Source organism: Nocardia sp. NPDC057227 (genome assembly GCF_042669725.1).
GTDB lineage: Bacteria > Actinomycetota > Actinomycetes > Mycobacteriales > Mycobacteriaceae > Nocardia > Nocardia asteroides_A.
In genome coordinates this window covers 162,801-179,110 of the sequence record NZ_JBHUXA010000010.1, presented here as the reverse complement: position 1 = coordinate 179,110, position 16,310 = coordinate 162,801, and the positions used below count along the sequence as shown (strand labels likewise).

Sequence of the window (16,310 nt, the reverse complement as noted above, 5' to 3'; positions counted from 1 at the left end):
CGTGCCGCACGACGTCTTCGTCTACGACGCCTTCCGCACCCCGCGCGGCCGCGGCCGGGGCGGCGCGCTGCACGGGGTCAAGCCGATCACCCTGGTGACCGGGCTGCTCACCGCGCTGCGCGACCGCAACCCCGCCCTCGACCCGGCCCGCATCGACGACCTGGTGCTCGGCTGCGTGAGCCCGCTGCGCGACCAGGGCGCCGATATCGCGCGGATCGCCGCGGTCGCGGCCGGGCTCCCGGACACCGTCGCCGGAATGCAGCTCAACCGCTTCTGCGCCTCCGGGCTGGAGGCGGTGAACACCGCCGCGCAGAAGATCGCGTCCGGCTGGGAGTCGCTGGTGCTCGCGGGCGGGGTGGAGAGCATGAGCCGGGTGCCGATGGCCTCCGACGGCGGGGCCTGGGCCAACGACCCGGAGACCGCGCTGGCCACCCGCTTCGTCCCGCAGGGCATCGGCGCCGACCTCATCGCCACCCTGGAGAACTTCACCCGCACCGACGTCGACGCCTTCGCCGCGGAATCGCAGCGCAGGGCCGCGGCCGCCTGGGACAACGGCTGGTTCGCCGGCTCCGTCGTCCCGGTGCGGGATCGCAACGGCATCGAACTCCTCGCCCGCGACGAGCACCCGCGCCGCGGCACCACCGTCGAGACGCTGGCCGCGCTGAAACCGGCCTTCGCCCGGATGGCGGACTTCGACGCCGTCGCGCTGCAGAAGTACCACTGGGTCGAGCGGATCGAGCACGTGCACACCGGCGGCAACTCCTCCGGCATCGTGGACGGCGCCGCCCTGGTGGTGCTCGGAAACGCCGCTGTCGGAACGGATCTCGGGCTGCGCCCGCGCGCCCGGATCGTGGCGGGCGCGGTGAGCGGCTCGGACCCGACCATCATGCTCACCGGCCCCGCCCCCGCCACCCGCAAGGCGCTGGCCACCGCCGGGCTCACCGTGGACGACATCGACCTGTTCGAGATCAACGAGGCATTCTCCGCGGTCGCCCTCCGCTTCCTGCGCGACCTGGACCTCCCGCACGAGAAGGTCAACGTCAACGGCGGCGCCATCGCGCTCGGGCACCCGCTCGGCGCCACCGGCGCCATGCTCGTCGGCACCGTCGTCGACGAGCTGGAGCGCCGTGACCTGCGCCGCGGGCTGGTGACGCTCTGCGTCGGCGGCGGCATGGGCATCGCCACCATCGTCGAGCGGGTGTGACGCCATGACCGAAGGGGATTCCACCGTGAACGCACCACTGACCGTCCGGCACACGGAGAACGGCGTCGCCGTCGTCACTTTCGACGATCCGCGCCGGAGCGCGAACACCGTGACCGCCGCGTGGGCGGACGCGCTGGAGGCCGAGCTGAATCGGCTTCCCGACGGCCTCACCGGCATCGTGCTCACCTCCGCCAAGCGCACCTTCTTCGCCGGCGGCGACCTGCACGACCTGCACGCCGCCGGCCCGGCGGACGTCGAGCGGCTCACGTCGTTCGCCGACCGGGTGAAGGCGCTGCTGCGCAGGCTGGAGACGCTCGGCGTGCCCGTGGTCGCCGCGCTGGCCGGCAGTGCGCTCGGCGGCGGGCTGGAGATCGCGCTGGCCGCGCACCGCCGGATCGCGGTGGACGATCCCGCGCTGCGGGTCGGGCTGCCGGAGGTCACGCTCGGGCTGCTGCCCGGTGGTGGGGGAGTCGTGCGGACCGTCCGGCTGCTCGGCCTGGACACCGCACTGCATCGAGTCCTGTTGTCCGGCCGGACCTTCCCGGTTCGGGACGCCGTCGAGCTCGGCCTGCTCGACGAACTCGTGCCCGCCGCGGACGCCCTGCTTCCCGCAGCGTTGGCCTGGATCCGCGCCAACCCGGACGCCACCCAGCCGTGGGATCGCACCCCGGCGGCCGCCGCCGCGGTCGCGGTCTCCGGCGAAGCGGACCTTCCCGGCTACACCGCCCGGCTGCGCGCGGCCGACCGTGATGCCCCCGCGCCCGCCGCGCGGAACATCCTCAGCGCGGCGGTGGAGAGCACCCAGGTCGACTTCGACACCGCCTCGGCCGTCGAGACCCGCTATTTCGTGGAGCTGGCCACCGGCCGGATCGCCACCAACATCATCCAGGGCACCTTCCTGGACCGGCGCACCGTGCGCTCCGGCGCGAGCCGTCCCCCGGGCTTCGACCCGCGCGAAGCCCGGTTCGCCGCGGTGCTCGGCGCAGGCATGATGGGCGCGGGCATCGCGCTGGCCTGCGCCGTCGCCGGAATCCGGGTCGCGCTGAAGGACGTCGACGCGGCGGCAGCCGAGCTCGGCAGGGACCACGCGCGCACGGTGCTCGGCAAAGAGGTCGCCGCGGGCAGGCGCACGCGGGAAAGCGCGGACGCCGTGCTTGCGCTCATCACCCCGACCGCCGACGTGGCCGACCTGGCCGGCGCCGACCTGGTGATCGAAGCCGTCTTCGAGGACCCCGGGCTCAAGCACCGCGTCTTCGGCGAGGTGCTCGACGTGATCGCCCCGGACGCCCTGCTCGCCTCCAACACCTCCACCCTGCCGATCACCGGCCTCGCCGACGGCGTGCCCCGCCCGGAGGACTTCATCGGCCTGCACTTCTTCTCCCCGGTCGAGCGGATGGAGCTGATCGAGATCGTGGTCGGCGACAAGACCTCCGACGCCACCCTGGCCGCCGCCTTCGACATCGCCCGCCAGCTGGGCAAGACGCCGATCGTGGTCGGCGACGGCCGCGGCTTCTTCACCAGCCGGGTCATCCTGCAGCGGCTGATCGAGGCCGCCGCCATGATCGGCGAGGGCGTCTCGCCGCACTCCGTCGAGCAGGCGTCGCTGCAGGCCGGGTACCCGCTCGGCACGCTGGCGCTGCTGGACGAGGTGACGCTCTCGCTGCCGCTCACCATTCGCGGCCAGTTCCGGGAGGCGGGGTTCCTGCCCGAGCATCCCGGTGACGCGGTGCTCACCACGCTCACCGCGCTGGACCGGCGCGGCCGGGTCGCCGGTGCCGGGTTCTACGAGTACACCGACGGGCGCAGGCAGCGGCTGTGGCCGGGGCTCGCTGAGCTCTTCCCGGTCGCCGCCGAGCCCGCCGACCTGGGTGAACTGCGTGACCGGCTGCTCTTCGCCGAGGCGCTGGAGACCGCGCGCTGCCGGGAGAGCGGGGTGCTGCGCTCGGCCGCCGACGCCAATGTCGGCTCGCTGCTCGGCATCGGCTATCCGACCTGGACCGGCGGCACCGCCCTGTTCGTCGCCGGCTACCCCGGTGGACCGGCGGCCTTCGCCGCGCGGGCCCGAGAACTGGCGCAGCGCTACGGTTCCCGCTTCGAGCCGCCGGAGTCGATCGATGCGTAGGGATCTCTACACCGCCGAGCACGAGGCATTCCGCTCCGCCTTCCGTGCCTTCCTGGACAAGGAGGCGGTGCCGCACGCCGACGCCTGGGAAGAAGCGGGAACGGTCGACCGCGCGTTCATCCGCTCGGCCGCCGAGAACGGCTTCCTCGGCTTCGAATTCGACCCCGGGTACGGCGGTCTCGGCATCGCCGACTTCCGCTACAACGCGGTCATGGCGGAGGAGGTCGACGCCTCCGGCACGGCAGGCGACACCTTCTCCATGCAGAACGACATCATCGTCCCCTACCTGCGCGACCTCACCACCCCCGCGCAGCGCGACCGCTGGCTGCCGCGCTTCACCGCGGGCGACTGCGTCACCGCGCTGGCGCTCACCGAACCCGGCGCCGGCTCGGACCTGGCCGGAATTCGCACCACCGCCCGCCGCGACGGTGACTTCCTCGTCCTCGACGGCGCCAAGACCTTCATCACCTCCGGGGCGACCTGCGACCTCGCCCTGGTACTCACGCGGACCGGCGAACGGGACGGCCGCGGAATATCGTTCGTCGCCGTCGAGGCGGGAACGCCCGGCTTCGAGCGGGGCAGGCCGCTGCACAAGATCGGCCGCCGCGCCCAGGACACCGCGGAGCTGACCTTCACCTCCTGCCGGGTGCCGATCGGCAATATCGTCGGCGAGCCCGGGCGCGGGCTCGGCTCGGCCATCGGGAATCTGCCGCGCGAGCGGCTCTCGATCGCGGTCTCCGCGGCCGCCTCCGCCGCGCACGCCCTCGGGCTGGCGCTGGAGCACGTGCGCGCCCGGGTCGCCTTCGGCGCCCCGCTCGCGGAGTTGCAGTCGGTTCGCATGACGATCGCCGAGCTGCACACCGAGATCGAGCTGGTCCGGCACTACGTCGACCGCTGTGTGCTCGCCCTGAACGCGGGGGAGTTGAGCGCCGAGGACGCGGCGGGCGCGAAGTACCGCGCCACCGAACTGCAGTGGGACGTGGTCGACCGCTGCCTGCAACTCTTCGGCGGCTACGGCTACATGGAGGAGTACCCGATCGCGCGGATCTGGCGCGATGCCCGCATCCAGCGCATCTACGGAGGGTCGAACGAAGTGATGAAGGATCTCGTCGGGCGCGCGGTGGTGCGCGGATGAGCGGGCCGGAAGGGGCGCGCGGTCAGGGCGATGCGCCGATCGAATCCGCCGACCCGGGCACGGGCGCGGCGCCGATTCCCGCTCGGCCGGGAGCGCCGCCGGCCGGGCGGATCGTGCTGGTCACCGGCGGATCGCGCGGGGTGGGGCGGGCGGTCGCGCTGCGGCTGGCCCGCGAGGGCGCCGCGGTCGCGGTGAACTACCGCCGCGATTCCGCCGCCGCGGACGAGGTGGTCGCATTGATCCGGCAATCCGGTGGCCGCGCGGCGAGCTACCGGGCCGCCATCGGCGACGACGACGCAGTCGCCGAGATGGTCACGGGGATCACCGGTGATCTCGGCCCGGTCGACCTGCTGGTCAGCAATGCCGGGTCGGCGAGCAAGGGCGCCACCGTCGAGAACACCGCGCAGGCCGACTTCGCCGCGCTCATGCGCGTGCACGCCTTCGGCCCGATCGGGCTGATCCAGGCATTGCTCCCCGGCATGCGCAAAGCCGCGGCCGGCCCGATCGGCCGTGCTGACATCGTCATGATCTCCAGCAACTCGACCACGACCACCCCGGCCGGCGCCGCCCCCTACACGATGGCGAAGGCCGCCATGGAGACCTGCGTCCGCACCCTCGCCCGCGAGGAACGCCCGCACGGCATCCACGCCAATATCGTGGCCCCCGGCCTGGTCGCCACCGAGATGGGCAAGCGCCTGGTCTCGGCCGCGCGCGGCACCGACCTCGCCGACCTGGCCGCGACCTCGCCCTTCGGCCGCGTCTGCACCCCGGAGGACGTCGCGGGCACCGTCGCCTTCCTGGTCTCCGGCGACGCCGGCTACCTCACCGGCCAGCGCCTCACCGTCGACGGCGGCGGCCCCGACGCGGAGCTCTTCTGATGGACACCTTCCTGGACGACCTGACCGCCACCCTCGACACCGCCCTCGGCGCCGCGGGCACCCTGCACCTCACCGAGGTGGACCGGCGCGGCGAGGGCAACTCGTGGGAGACCTACCTGGTCGGTGTGAAATGGGACGGCGGCGAGGCCGACTACGCGGTCAAGCGCAGGCCGCTCAGCGGCATCGTCGCCGAGTACGACGTCGAACGCGAGGTCGCGCTGCTCGGCGCCGCCGCCGCGCTCGGGCTGCCGGTGCCCGCGGTGATCACCCACGACCCGGAGCTCGCCCGCGGCTTCTTCGTCATGGCGAAGGTGACCGGTGCGATCCCGCTGCCCGGCACCGTGACCCGGCTCGTGCCCGCCGAGCGCAGGGAACCGCTCGGCAGGCAGATCGCCCGCGCCATGGCCCTGCTGCACGCCGCCGACCCGGCGGCGCTCGGGCTCGACCGGCTCGGCCCGGTCCCCGCCGCCGACCGCACCGGCGCGCAGGAGAACGCGGAGTGGGCGGGGCACTACCGCGAGGTCGCCGACATCCGGATCCCGATTCTCGATCTGGCCCTGGCCTGGCTCGAGCACCGAGCCGATCGGGTCTCCGGCCGGGTGGCGCTGGTGCACAACGACTTCCGCATCGGCAACCTCGTGGTGCGCGACGACGGGCTCGCCGCCGTGCTGGACTGGGAGACCGCGCACTTCTCCGACCCGGCCGCCGATATCGCCTGGTTCGCTCAGCGCACCAGCCGCGGCCGCTCACCGCTGCTGTGCAAGCTCATCGCGCTCGAGCCGTTCCTCGACGAGTACGAGGCGGCGGCGGGCTGGCGGCCATCGGCGGAGACGCTCACCTGGTGGGCGGTGCAGTCGCTGACCAAGACGGCCATCGGCTGCCTGCAGGCGGTGCGCGTCTACAACCGCGGGGAACGCGACGACCTTCGCTACGCCGCCATGGCGAACAGCGTGTACTACAGCCTCGGCTGGCTCGGACAGATGCTGCGCGACGGTGAATGGGGGAAGTGAGATGACCGGATACAGCAGTGATCCCGCGCAGGTGCTCGGCACCGTCGTTGAGGCTCTGACGAACCGGGTGCTGCCCGAGGTGCCGGATGGGCCCGCCCGGCTCGAGCTCGGCGCCGTGCTGGAGGTGCTCGGGAATCTCGTCGGGCGAGTGGGGTGGGACGGTCTCCGGCTCGGTGCGGTGTGTGCGCGCACCGAGGAGCTTGCTCGCGAGCTGGGGCTGCCCGGTGCCGATCTCCCGCCGACCGTGGCCGCGTTGCGCGAGCGTCGCGCGGAGATCGCCGGACGCCTCGCGGCGGCATATCGAGCGGACCGTGGCGCCTGCCCTCCCGGCACGAGCCCGAGCGGCACCGAGCACACCGCTCCCGCCCCGAGCCACGCGCACCCCGATGCCGAGCAGTCCGTCCGCGCCCGCGCCGGAGCCGCCGCGGCGGTTGTCGCACGAAGCCACCCGGACACCGCCGCCATCGCGGCCGCCGTCGCCACCTTCACCGCCGACGACGTCGCCGAACAGATCACCGGCGCCCTGCGCGGCGCCTTTGCCCCGACCGGAGACCCCCGATGACGCCGACGACCCTCGAGGAAGCCGAGACCGCCTGGTCCTCGGTCTTCGGCGACGGCCGCCTTCCGCTCGACCGGCTCCGGCGCAACCTCGACGCCATGATGTCCGAAACCCCCGTGCCACCGAATGTCCCGGTCACGAGCGACACCGTCGCCGACGTGCCGTGCCTCCGAGTCGGCACCGGCACCCGGACCCTGGTCTGGTTCCACGGCGGCGGCTACGTCATGGGCAGCCCGCACGGCTACCGCGCCGCCGCAGCGACCCTCTCGGCCGCGCTCGACGCCCAGGTACTCCTCCCGGACTATCGACTGGCCCCGGAACACCCCTTCCCGGCCGCCTTCGACGACGCCACCGCCGTCCTCACCGCCCTGAGCGCCGACGACACCCTGATCGCGGGCGGAGACTCGGCGGGCGGCGGGCTTGTCCTCGCCGCCACCAGCGCCGCCCGCGACCGCGGCGCCGCCACCCCGAGCGCCGTCATCGCCGTCTCCCCCCTGGCCGACTTCACCGCCTCCGGCGACAGCTTCACCACCAACGCGGGCACCGACCCGGTCATCAGCGCCCGAGCCCTGCGCGGCCTCGCCGCGAGCTACCTCCGGGGCCACGACCCGAGCGACCCCCGCGTCTCCCCGCTCTTCGCGGCCTTCCACGACCTGCCCCCGATCCTCTTCCTGGCAAGCGACCGCGAGGCCCTGCGCGACGACGCCGTCCGCATGCACGCCACCGCCCGCGCCGCGGGCAACCGGGGCGCGCTCTCGATCCACCCCGATGCCTGCCACGCCTGGACCCTCTTCGCCGACCTGCCCCAGGCCCGCCGAGCCCTGGCCGAGATGACCGACTTCGTGAACGGAGCCCTGCCGTGACCATCCGGGTGACCGACGAGAACTCCGTCCGCCGCATCGCACTCGACCGCCCCGACCGCCGCAACGCCGTCGACGCGAAAACCCTCACCCTGCTCCGCGAAGCCGTCGAATCCGCGGCCGCGGACCCGGCGGTGCGCGTCATCGTCCTCGCCGGCGAAGGCCGAACCTTCTGCTCCGGCGGCGACCTCGGCGCCGACGACCCCTTCGACACCGACGCCACCGCCCGCACCCTCGACGCCGCCACCGGCCTCGTCACCGCCATCCGCGCGGCCCCGCGCCCGGTGGTCGCCGAACTGCGCGGCCCGGCCATCGGCGTCGGCGTCTCCATCGCCCTGGCCGCCGATATCGCCGTCGCCCGCGCCGACAGCTACCTGCGCACCCCCTTCACCGCCGTCGGCCTCATGCCGGACGGCGGCGCCACCGCCCTGGTCGCCGCGGCGGCGGGCCGCTCCGTCGCCATGCGCCTGTTCGCGCTCGGCGCCAAGATCGGCGCGCACGAGGCCGAACGCCACGGCCTCGTCGCCGCCGCCTTCGCCGTCGACACCTTCGACGCCGAGTTCGCCGCCGTCGTCGCCACCCTGCGCGACAGCTCGCTCGACGCCTTCGCGCGCACCAAACGGGCCGTGCACGCCGCCACCCTCCCGCACCTGGAGGCCGCGTTCGCCCGCGAACGGGAAGGCCAGCTCGCCCTCGCAGGCGGCCCCGACTTCCGGGAGGCGATCACCGCCTTCGCCGCCAAACGTCCCGCGATCTTCCATCGACCCGCCTGAACAGGACCCCTGACATGACCGCGATCACCGCCGTTCGCCCCAGCGCCGAGCTCGCCGCCGGCCACACCGTCGTGCTGCTCGACCCGCACACCGGCGCGGGGCACCTGGTGCTCGCCGCCGAGCACGCCACCACCGCTGCCCTTGCCTTCCTGATCCGCCACACGTCGGGTTTCGTGGAGGTCGCGCTCGGCGACGCCGACTGCGCCCGCCTGCACCTGCCGTCGATGTGGAGCCTGCCCGGCGCGGCGGGCACCGCCCGCGATCACACCGTCACCCTGGACGCCGTCGACGGCATCACCACCGGCATCTCCGCCGCGGACCGCGCCCGCACCATCCGTGCCATGGCCGACCCGGCGACCGGCCCCGCCGATTTCACCCGCCCCGGCCACGTCGCCCCGGTCCGCGCCCACGGCACCGGCGCGCTCGCCGATCTCGTCGTCGAGTTGGCAGCCGATGCCGGTGCCCGCCCGATCGCCGCCTTCGCCGCGCTCGTCTCACCCGGGCACCCGGCATTGCTGGCCGACGCCGCCGACTGCCGCGCTTTCGCCGAGCAGCACGGGCTACTCGTGCGTGGCTACCCCGTGTAGACGACGATTCCGCGCTCGGCCCGCTCGATGGCCCCGGTTGCTCCCGAGAATTCGACTTTGATCTGCACGAACCAGTTGATCGATGAATGCACTGCCTCGGTGGTCGGGTCGATATCCTTCGGCAGGGTCATGGCGAAAGGGAACTCCTGGCGCTGCCCCCCGATGAATCGCACGTCCTTGGCGAAGGTGACCATCGGCCGCACGTAGGAATCGGTAGCACTACCCGGGGTCTTCTCCACTGGATGCGACTCCTGGATGCGCTGGAACCAGCCCGCGATCGTCGCGGTGCGGTCCGGCGTCTCCGGCGCGGTCACCGCGACCACCCCGCGCACCTCGTCACCGCGCCGGTACGCGCCCCGCTCGGTGACGATCTCGAAGTCGAGGGTGCTCGCCAGTGCCCGGGTCTTCTGGATCAGCGGCAGGTCGGCCGAGGCGGGCAGCGGGTCGGGAGGGCCGATCAGCACTGTCAGCGGCACCGCGGTCGCCAGATCCCGGCCCGAGCGCTCGACCGCGAGCCGGATCTCCCAGCGGACCACGTCCTTCGACGAGCCCGGCGACCACGACGGCAGCCGGAGCCGCACCCGATGCTGCCCGGCGGCCAGGGTGCCGTCGACCACCGGCAATTGCTCGGCCAGGACGGGCACCCACTCCTCGGTGTCCTTCTCCGAGCCGTAGTCGGTGCCGACCTGCCCCATCAGGAGCAGCGAGTTGTTGTCGTGGTTGAGCGCGGCATCCGTTCGCCCGGCCCACCGGTACCGGAAGCCGTTGCGATAGCCGAGGTGCACCGAGGCCGCCGACACCCTGTCCAGCGCCGCGTCCACGGTGACCGTCGCGGTGATCGTGTCCGTGGCACGGTACGGCCCGTCCGGGGCAAGGGCGATGCTCGCGCCCTTCCGGCGGCTGAACAGCCCCATCATCGCTGCCCACCGGCCGCCTTGCGCGCCGCCAGCTCGGCCTGGAACGCGGCGTACTCCTCCGGATTGTTCCGCTTGTGCATCGCCCGCACCGGCCAGAACAGCACATAGAGGATGCCCTCGACGACCTTCCCGACCGCCCACAGCGGCCAGAACAGCACGAGCACGAACAGCCACGCCGGGTAGACCAGGATCAGGCAGAACTGCAGGAACTGCTTGATCCCGACCGGATACCCCTCGGCCTGGGAGAGCAGGAACTTCGGGTTCGCCGCCGCCGCGGCCATGCGGGCCCAGCTGCGCTCGTCCACCACCGCCTGCTGGGCGGTGCTGACGTCCGGTCCGCGCTCGGCGGCGGTGGTGCCGCGTTGCGGACGCGGAGGTTCGGCGACGGTCATGGTTGCTCCTGGCTATCGGCGGGCGCGCGGTTATCGGAATGCTCTCATTGCGCCCGTCCGGGTGCCAGTGGAACGGGCGGAGTGTCGTCCTTACTGGACATATCGCCCTTTTGTGCGGAAAGTGATCTGTCCGGCGATGTCCGGGAGTGTGCTGGTGCTCCTCCGTCAGCAATTCCGCTGCAAGTCGCGGTTCTTCCGCGGCACTCGGCCTCGGAGGGAATACGTTGTATCCGAGCTCATCTCGTGAGATTCGTTGTAGGGAGACTGCGCATGGCCGGACGCCCGCTGTCCGCGGAGGAATGCGACCGGCTCTGGCGGGCCTGGACGCCCGCCGAGGTCGCCGCACGGCTGTCGGGCACACCGCCGTGCTGGTACGTCGCGGCCGGGTGGGCGCTTGACCTGTTCGTCGGCGGCCTCGGGCGGGAGCACTCGGATCTCGAAATCGGCGTTCCCCGCGAGCGATTCGGCGAGATCGTCGGTGCGCTTCCCGGGTACGAGTGGGACGTCGTCGGCGACGGGCAGGTTCGGGCCTTCCCCGATGCGGCGGACAACCACCATCAGACCTGGCTGCGCGACCCGGCGACCGGGCGCTATCACCTCGACGTGTTCCGCGAGCCGCACGACGGTGATCGCTGGGTGTGCCGCCGCGACGGTTCGATCACCCTGCCGTACGACGAGCTGATACTGCGTACCGTCGACGGCATTCCCTACGTGATCCCCGAGGTCGTGCTCCTGTTCAAGGCGAAATCCCGGCGAGCGAAAGACGAGGCGGACTTTCTCCGCGCTCTTCCCGCACTGAACGAAGCACGACGAACGCGGCTGTCCGATTGGCTGTCCCGGGTGCACCCCGGCCATCCCTGGGTGGACGTTTGCACCGGGTGCAGAGATTTCGAACGCTATCCCTCCGCCCGAGCCGCCGCGAACCGCTCGTAGTCGGAGCGCGACTGCAGCACACAGAATTCGTTGCCCTCCGGATCGGCGAGCACGGCCCACCCGGTGATCTCCCGACCCCATGCCACCCGGGTGGCGCCGAGCACGAGCGCGCGATCGACGGTCTCGGCGTGATTCTCCGGCCGGAGGTCGAAGTGCAGGCGGTTCGAGACGGTGAGTGCGGGGTCGGCGGGGGCCACCAGCAGAACGACACCAGCACCCTCGGGTGGACCGAGGCGGATGGAGTCGGTGAAATTCTCCTGCCGCACATAGCCGAGGAGCGCACTCCAGAACTCGGCGAGACGGGCGGGATCTCGGGCGGCAATTACTACACAGTCGATCCGAACTCCCCGCATTCAACTCCTCCGGGTTCGATTCGCGCCGACCATAACCCGTGATCAGCGGAGCGCGAAAGCCTACCGTGGCTTCCACGCGAGGCAGTGGCCCGCGTGGTCGCCCGGAAGGGGAATCCTATGGCTGTCGGTACCGGTGATGTCGTGATCAGCGCCGAGCAGGTGCGCGCGGAGCTCGAGGCCGAACGGCCGGTGGTGATCCTCGCGGTCCGGCGGGAGGGCGAGGCCGACGAGCGGCGGTTGCCCGGCGCCGTTCCGGTGTCGCTGACCCGCGATCTGGTGGGCGAGAAGACGAAGCACTCGGGGAACCATCCGCTGCCGACGGACGAGCAGGTGCAGGACGCGGTCCAGCGGTGGGGGATCGACACGGACTCGCTGGTCGTGGTCTACAGCACCGAGAATCCGGCGTTGGCCTCGCGGGTCTGGTGGACGCTGCGCTGGGCGGGCGTGCCCGATGTGCGATACCTGGACGGCGGGCTCGAAGCCTGGGAGGCCGCGGGCGGCGAGCTGAGCTCGGCGGCGCCGGTGGAGCGGTCCGGCACCTTCACCGTCACGACCGGGTCGCTGCCGGTACTGGACACCGAGCAGGCGGGCGAGCTGGCCCGATCGGGTGTGCTGTTCGACGCGAGGGGCGCCGACGCCTACGCGGGGGAACCGCAGGGCGGCCACATTCCGGGGGCGATCAGTGTGGCGGCCTCCAGGAACCTCGACCCGGACGGTCGGCTGGCGAGCTCGGAGACGCTGCGCGAGCTGTACGCGCAGGTGAACGCCGACACCCCGGTCGGCGCCTACTGCGGCGGCGGCACGGCGGCGACGCTGGACGTGCTGGCACTGGCCCGGCTCGGGATCACCGCCGCCCTGTACCCGGGCTCGTTCTCGGCCTGGACATCGGATCCGGCGCGGCCGGTGGTCACCGGCGTGCAGCCGGAATGAGAGGAAAGCAACGATGAGCGTCGAACAGCTGACAGCACCGACCGAGCACCCCGCGTACAAAGATTTCGCGGAAGTGGTCGCGACGGTGATCGCGCCGCGCGCGGTCGAGGTGGACGGAAGCGCGATCCCGCACTCGCACCTGGAGGCACTGCGGGAGGTCGGGTACTTCTCGTGGCCGGTGCCGGTCGAGCACGGCGGTACCGGGCTGCCCGCCGCGGTGAAGAACGCGGCGGACGACCTGCTGTTCGGCACCGACCCGTCGACGGCGCTGGGGTTGAGCCAGCACGCCGGCCCGATCGGGCAGATCCTCACCTCGAAGACCCCGGCGGCGCTGGCGCTGCTGCCCGCGCTGGCGAGGGGGGAGCGGATCGGCGGCGCGGGGTTCGCGCAGATCCGGCACTGGCCGAGCAAGTCGAGTACGACGGCGACCAAGGTGGCGGGCGGGTATCGGATCGACGGGATCGTGCGCTGGCTCTCCGGCTGGGGGCTGGTGGACACCGCCTGGCTCGGGGCGGTGGACGAGGCGAACCACACCTACGTGTTCGGCGTCGGCGACCTGACCCAGCCGGGGATCACCCCCGAGCCGCTGCGGCTGGCGGCGGTGCAGGGATCCCGGACGGTCTCGCTGCGCCTGCACGGCTACTTCCTGCCGGACGAATTCATCACCGAGGTCGTCGATATCGACGCCTGGGACGCCACCGACGGCACCGTGCACCCGAACGAGCGGCACAAGAAGCCGGAGGCGGCGAAGTACCCGGCCGCCGGGCCGGTCGGGTTGGCGCGGGCGGCGCTGCGGGACGCGCTGGTCGCGCATCCGGACGAGCCGTCCCTGCTGGCCCTGGCGTCGGCGGTCGAGAAGGCGGCGGTGACGCCGCTGCCGGAGCCGTACTGGCGGGCTCAGCTCGATCAGCTCGCGGTGCGCGCGACCACCGCAGCGCTCGTCGCCGGTGGCGGGCAGAGCCTGGTGATCGACAGCATCGCGCAGGTCCGGGCCCGGGCGGCCCTGTTCCTCCAGGTGCGGGGGCTCTCACCCAAGGTGCGGACCGCGCGATTCGAGCGGCTCGCGAGCTGAAGAGGTCGTAGGGCCGCCCACCTACATCCCCGTGACCCGGTCGATCGGGTCCGCGCAGCAGGGGTCCGACCGCGGCAGGTGCCGCCGTCGAGCGACCCCCGTGCGGGCCGGCCCGATCGAGGCGACCGTGTCAGCGGGCGATGGAGATCGCGAAAGGTGCGAACCCCTCCTCGACCCAGCGGGCGCCGGGACGCAGCGCCTCGAGGCGAGGGCGCAGGACGCCGAGCACCGCGCTGTCGTTGGCGGCGAGCGCGCGCATCAGCTCGTCGCGGCTCCGGTACTCGACCACCTCACCGAAGCGGTCACGCAGCGGAGCGCTCGCTGCGCGGACGGCCTCGGCGGTCCGGTCGAGCAGATCGGTATCGGTCATCGTGGTGCTCCTATCGGAAAGAGTGGTTCGCCTCGAACGGTAGGAGCGGCAACAGCTAACATCAAGTGCATGTGAAGCACGCCTAGGATGACTCCCATGCAATTGGATCTGAACCTGCTCGCCGCCCTCGACGCCCTGTTGGAGGAGGGCAGCGTGGCCGGGGCAGCCGAGCGGCTCTACGTCACCGCACCCGCCATGAGCCGCAGCCTCGGGCGCATCCGGCGCACGACCGGCGATCAGATCCTGGTCCGCACCGGCCGCACCATGACCCCGACGCCCTACGCCGTCGCGGTCCGCGAACAGGTGCACGACCTGCTGCAACAGGTCCAGGGCGTGCTCGCGCCGAGCCGCGAACTCGACCTCGCGACGCTCGACCGCGCCTTCACGCTGCGCTGGCACGACGCCCTGGTCGCACGGAGCGGCCCCACACTGCTGGCCACCGTGCGCGAGCAGGCGCCGGGGGTACGGCTGCGGTTCATCGCGGAGTCGAGCGTCGACACCCCGGAGCTGCGCCGGGGCGAAGTCGACCTCGCCGCCGCCGCGGATCGCCCGACGTCGCCGGAGCTACGGTCCGAGCGGGTGGCCGAGACGGCGCACGTGATCGTCGTGCGGCAGGAGCATCCGCTCACCCGTGCCGACCCGCTCACCGCCGCGGATTACGCTGCGGCCGAGCACATCACGGTCTCCCGGCGCGGCCGACTGAGCAACGTGCTCGACGACGCGCTGACGCGGCTCGGCCTCGCCAGGCGGGTGGTGGCGACGGTCCCCACCGAGGCGGCGGCGCTCGAATTCGTGCGCGGCTCCGACCTCGTCGTCACCGCACCCGCGTCGACGGCGGGGGCAGCCGCGGACCTGGTGCTGCTGTCCCTGCCGTTCGCGATGCCGAAGGCGCCGGTGTACCTGTCCTGGCATCAGCGCTACGACACCGATCCCGCGCACCTCTGGCTGCGCGAGCTGGCCCGGGCCGCGCTGAGCGAGATGGTCCGGTGAACCGACGGCTCAGAAGAACCCGACGTTGGGCAGCTCCGCCTCGTTGACGACCACATCCCCGACCACCCGCGCCTTGTACACGGTCGGATTGTGCGAGAACAGCGTCCGCAGGTTCCGCCAGTGCCGGTCGAGATGCACCGACTCCCGCGTCCACGAGGCCCCACCGGCGTTGTACGCGTCGCCGGCCGCGCGCAGCGCGACCTCCTCGACGGCCACCTTCACCTGCGAGGTCTGGAACGAGGCCGCGTGATCCAGCGCGGGGTCGGAGGTGCCGTGCTCCCAGACGTGGTTGTACGCGGCGTCCATGGCATCGGCGGCGGCCAGCACGGCGGCCTCGACCATGTAGGTGGTGCTGGACAGCGAGCCGACGACGGCGAGCAACTGCGGGTCGTTGCGGGCCAGGTCGGTGTTGCCCCAGGAGTACGAGCGGGTGCGGGCGCGCAGCAGTGCGGCGGTCTCCGCGGTCAGCGCGCGCAGGACGCCCGCGCCGACGGCGTGCATGAGCAGGTGCGCCTGCGGCACGCGGGGACGCCCGGGGCCGGTGCGCAGCTTGAACTCGCCGACCTCATCCGGGTGCACCAGTACATTGTCGAGAACGGTTGTACCGCTGCCGGTTTCGCGCTGTCCGATCCCGTCCCAGTCCTCGACGTGGATGATCCCCGGCCGGTCGGCGGGAACGGTCGCGGTCACCTGACCCCCGGACTCGTCGTTGGCGGAGATGCGCAGGATGTCGGCGTACGAACTGCCGGTGCTGTAGAACTTCTGCCCGTTCAGCCGGAAGTCGGCACCGTCGGCGGTCAGCGTGGTGTGGTACGTGTACACCCCGGGCTGCCCGGCGAGCTCGGACTGTGCCCCGCCGAAGATCTTGCCCTGCAGAATCCAGCCCAGCCACTTCCTACCGTTCTCGGTGTCGCGCGAACGCCACGCCTCCTCGGTGCTGCCCCAGTGCCCGCGCAGGATGTGCGGCACATCGGGATCGGCCTCCGCGAGCCGGATCACCAGGGTGAAGAAGTCGCGCAGCGAATAGCCCGCACCACCCGCCTCGCGCGGGATGCGGACGGCGCCGAGCAGGTGCTCGCGCGCCAGGGCGAGGGCGCGTTCGGGACGGCCGCCGCCCTCGGTGCGGCGGCGGCGCGCGTCCTCGGCGATCTCGGCGAGGACGTCGCGCAGTTCGGTGGAATCGAGGGCGGGCGGGACGGTGCGGGCGGTGGTCATGGTGGTACCC

The 16,310-nt window shown here is 72.5% G+C and carries 18 protein-coding genes; 13 read left to right on the top strand and 5 right to left on the bottom strand.

Annotated elements, in window-relative coordinates:
* The first annotated feature begins 1 nt into the window (after position 1).
* From ACFUJ1_RS16605 to ACFUJ1_RS16565, 9 genes are read left to right on the top strand one after another with little or no spacing between them, the layout of a single operon-like run.
* Positions 2-1,204 carry an acetyl-CoA C-acetyltransferase gene (locus tag ACFUJ1_RS16605; protein WP_378646402.1) on the top strand — a complete coding sequence of 401 codons (1,203 nt, stop codon included), beginning with the start codon at positions 2-4 and terminating at the stop codon, positions 1,202-1,204.
* A gap of 4 nt (positions 1,205-1,208) precedes the next feature.
* Positions 1,209-3,326, top strand: coding sequence for a 3-hydroxyacyl-CoA dehydrogenase NAD-binding domain-containing protein (locus tag ACFUJ1_RS16600; RefSeq protein ID WP_378646400.1), 2,118 nt, complete (start codon positions 1,209-1,211; stop codon positions 3,324-3,326).
* Positions 3,319-4,461 (top strand): acyl-CoA dehydrogenase family protein, encoded by a 1,143-nt coding sequence (locus ACFUJ1_RS16595; RefSeq protein WP_378646398.1) that lies wholly within the window; start codon positions 3,319-3,321, stop codon positions 4,459-4,461. The genes ACFUJ1_RS16600 and ACFUJ1_RS16595 overlap by 8 nt, the downstream gene beginning before the upstream one ends.
* A complete protein-coding gene (locus ACFUJ1_RS16590) occupies positions 4,458-5,339 on the top strand; it encodes an SDR family NAD(P)-dependent oxidoreductase (protein ID WP_378646397.1) in 882 nt (293 codons plus the stop codon). Before ACFUJ1_RS16595 ends, ACFUJ1_RS16590 begins: the two co-directional genes overlap by 4 nt.
* Positions 5,339-6,349: a phosphotransferase family protein gene (locus ACFUJ1_RS16585; RefSeq protein WP_378646396.1), complete on the top strand. Its 1,011-nt coding sequence runs from the start codon at positions 5,339-5,341 to the stop codon at positions 6,347-6,349. Before ACFUJ1_RS16590 ends, ACFUJ1_RS16585 begins: the two co-directional genes overlap by 1 nt.
* Position 6,350: 1 nt before the next feature.
* Positions 6,351-6,911: a hypothetical protein gene (locus ACFUJ1_RS16580; RefSeq protein ID WP_378646394.1), complete on the top strand. Its 561-nt coding sequence runs from the start codon at positions 6,351-6,353 to the stop codon at positions 6,909-6,911.
* Positions 6,908-7,771 carry an alpha/beta hydrolase gene (locus ACFUJ1_RS16575; protein ID WP_378646392.1) on the top strand — a complete coding sequence of 288 codons (864 nt, stop codon included), beginning with the start codon at positions 6,908-6,910 and terminating at the stop codon, positions 7,769-7,771. Before ACFUJ1_RS16580 ends, ACFUJ1_RS16575 begins: the two co-directional genes overlap by 4 nt.
* A complete protein-coding gene (locus ACFUJ1_RS16570) occupies positions 7,768-8,541 on the top strand; it encodes an enoyl-CoA hydratase-related protein (protein WP_378646390.1) in 774 nt (257 codons plus the stop codon). The genes ACFUJ1_RS16575 and ACFUJ1_RS16570 overlap by 4 nt, the downstream gene beginning before the upstream one ends.
* Before the next feature lie 14 nt (positions 8,542-8,555).
* Positions 8,556-9,128: a 3,4-dihydroxy-2-butanone-4-phosphate synthase gene (locus tag ACFUJ1_RS16565; RefSeq protein WP_378646388.1), complete on the top strand. Its 573-nt coding sequence runs from the start codon at positions 8,556-8,558 to the stop codon at positions 9,126-9,128.
* On the opposite strand, the gene ACFUJ1_RS16560 is transcribed toward ACFUJ1_RS16565, so the two are convergent.
* Together ACFUJ1_RS16560 and ACFUJ1_RS16555 are read right to left on the bottom strand one after the other, a co-directional pair.
* Positions 9,116-10,045 (bottom strand): hypothetical protein, encoded by a 930-nt coding sequence (locus ACFUJ1_RS16560; protein ID WP_378646386.1) that lies wholly within the window; start codon positions 10,043-10,045, stop codon positions 9,116-9,118. The two genes, ACFUJ1_RS16565 and ACFUJ1_RS16560, sit on opposite strands and share 13 nt — an antisense overlap.
* Positions 10,042-10,437, bottom strand: coding sequence for a hypothetical protein (locus ACFUJ1_RS16555; RefSeq protein WP_378646385.1), 396 nt, complete (start codon positions 10,435-10,437; stop codon positions 10,042-10,044). The genes ACFUJ1_RS16560 and ACFUJ1_RS16555 overlap by 4 nt, the downstream gene beginning before the upstream one ends.
* A 270-nt stretch (positions 10,438-10,707) precedes the next feature.
* Here ACFUJ1_RS16555 and ACFUJ1_RS16550 point away from each other — a divergent pair, with 270 nt between their 5' ends.
* Positions 10,708-11,370 (top strand): hypothetical protein, encoded by a 663-nt coding sequence (locus tag ACFUJ1_RS16550; protein WP_378646383.1) that lies wholly within the window; start codon positions 10,708-10,710, stop codon positions 11,368-11,370.
* On the opposite strand, the gene ACFUJ1_RS16545 is transcribed toward ACFUJ1_RS16550, so the two are convergent.
* A complete protein-coding gene (locus ACFUJ1_RS16545; protein ID WP_378646381.1) occupies positions 11,334-11,723 on the bottom strand; it encodes a VOC family protein in 390 nt (129 codons plus the stop codon). The genes ACFUJ1_RS16550 and ACFUJ1_RS16545 overlap by 37 nt on opposite strands.
* Positions 11,724-11,840: 117 nt before the next feature.
* Here ACFUJ1_RS16545 and ACFUJ1_RS16540 point away from each other — a divergent pair, with 117 nt between their 5' ends.
* Both ACFUJ1_RS16540 and ACFUJ1_RS16535 read left to right on the top strand, forming a co-directional pair.
* A complete protein-coding gene (locus ACFUJ1_RS16540; protein ID WP_378646379.1) occupies positions 11,841-12,653 on the top strand; it encodes a sulfurtransferase in 813 nt (270 codons plus the stop codon).
* A gap of 13 nt (positions 12,654-12,666) precedes the next feature.
* Positions 12,667-13,725, top strand: coding sequence for an acyl-CoA dehydrogenase family protein (locus ACFUJ1_RS16535; RefSeq protein ID WP_378646377.1), 1,059 nt, complete (start codon positions 12,667-12,669; stop codon positions 13,723-13,725).
* Between the two features lie 130 nt (positions 13,726-13,855).
* Here ACFUJ1_RS16535 and ACFUJ1_RS16530 read toward each other — a convergent pair whose 3' ends face one another.
* Positions 13,856-14,095 (bottom strand): hypothetical protein, encoded by a 240-nt coding sequence (locus ACFUJ1_RS16530; protein ID WP_378646375.1) that lies wholly within the window; start codon positions 14,093-14,095, stop codon positions 13,856-13,858.
* A gap of 96 nt (positions 14,096-14,191) precedes the next feature.
* Between ACFUJ1_RS16530 and ACFUJ1_RS16525 the strand changes: the two genes are divergently transcribed.
* Entirely contained in the window at positions 14,192-15,085 is an 894-nt protein-coding gene (locus ACFUJ1_RS16525) for a LysR family transcriptional regulator (RefSeq protein ID WP_378646373.1), read from the top strand.
* A 9-nt stretch (positions 15,086-15,094) separates the two neighbouring features.
* Here ACFUJ1_RS16525 and ACFUJ1_RS16520 read toward each other — a convergent pair whose 3' ends face one another.
* Positions 15,095-16,300 (bottom strand): acyl-CoA dehydrogenase family protein, encoded by a 1,206-nt coding sequence (locus tag ACFUJ1_RS16520; RefSeq protein ID WP_378646371.1) that lies wholly within the window; start codon positions 16,298-16,300, stop codon positions 15,095-15,097.
* Positions 16,301-16,310 lie beyond the last annotated feature (10 nt).

Bases quoted from the DNA above. Each gene is read 5' to 3' on its own strand.
- ACFUJ1_RS16590 (WP_378646397.1), top strand. From the start codon at position 4,458: ATGAGCGGGCCGGAAGGGGCGCGCGGTCAGGGCGATGCGCCGATCGAA.
- ACFUJ1_RS16550 (WP_378646383.1), top strand. From the start codon at position 10,708: ATGGCCGGACGCCCGCTGTCCGCGGAGGAATGCGACCGGCTCTGGCGG.
- ACFUJ1_RS16565 (WP_378646388.1), top strand. From the start codon at position 8,556: ATGACCGCGATCACCGCCGTTCGCCCCAGCGCCGAGCTCGCCGCCGGC.
- ACFUJ1_RS16530 (WP_378646375.1), bottom strand. From the start codon at position 14,095: ATGACCGATACCGATCTGCTCGACCGGACCGCCGAGGCCGTCCGCGCA.
- ACFUJ1_RS16545 (WP_378646381.1), bottom strand. From the start codon at position 11,723: ATGCGGGGAGTTCGGATCGACTGTGTAGTAATTGCCGCCCGAGATCCC.
- ACFUJ1_RS16540 (WP_378646379.1), top strand. From the start codon at position 11,841: ATGGCTGTCGGTACCGGTGATGTCGTGATCAGCGCCGAGCAGGTGCGC.
- ACFUJ1_RS16580 (WP_378646394.1), top strand. From the start codon at position 6,351: ATGACCGGATACAGCAGTGATCCCGCGCAGGTGCTCGGCACCGTCGTT.
- ACFUJ1_RS16595 (WP_378646398.1), top strand. From the start codon at position 3,319: ATGCGTAGGGATCTCTACACCGCCGAGCACGAGGCATTCCGCTCCGCC.
- ACFUJ1_RS16560 (WP_378646386.1), bottom strand. From the start codon at position 10,045: ATGATGGGGCTGTTCAGCCGCCGGAAGGGCGCGAGCATCGCCCTTGCC.
- ACFUJ1_RS16520 (WP_378646371.1), bottom strand. From the start codon at position 16,300: ATGACCACCGCCCGCACCGTCCCGCCCGCCCTCGATTCCACCGAACTG.
- ACFUJ1_RS16575 (WP_378646392.1), top strand. From the start codon at position 6,908: ATGACGCCGACGACCCTCGAGGAAGCCGAGACCGCCTGGTCCTCGGTC.
- ACFUJ1_RS16555 (WP_378646385.1), bottom strand. From the start codon at position 10,437: ATGACCGTCGCCGAACCTCCGCGTCCGCAACGCGGCACCACCGCCGCC.
- ACFUJ1_RS16525 (WP_378646373.1), top strand. From the start codon at position 14,192: ATGCAATTGGATCTGAACCTGCTCGCCGCCCTCGACGCCCTGTTGGAG.
- ACFUJ1_RS16535 (WP_378646377.1), top strand. From the start codon at position 12,667: ATGAGCGTCGAACAGCTGACAGCACCGACCGAGCACCCCGCGTACAAA.
- ACFUJ1_RS16585 (WP_378646396.1), top strand. From the start codon at position 5,339: ATGGACACCTTCCTGGACGACCTGACCGCCACCCTCGACACCGCCCTC.
- ACFUJ1_RS16600 (WP_378646400.1), top strand. From the start codon at position 1,209: ATGACCGAAGGGGATTCCACCGTGAACGCACCACTGACCGTCCGGCAC.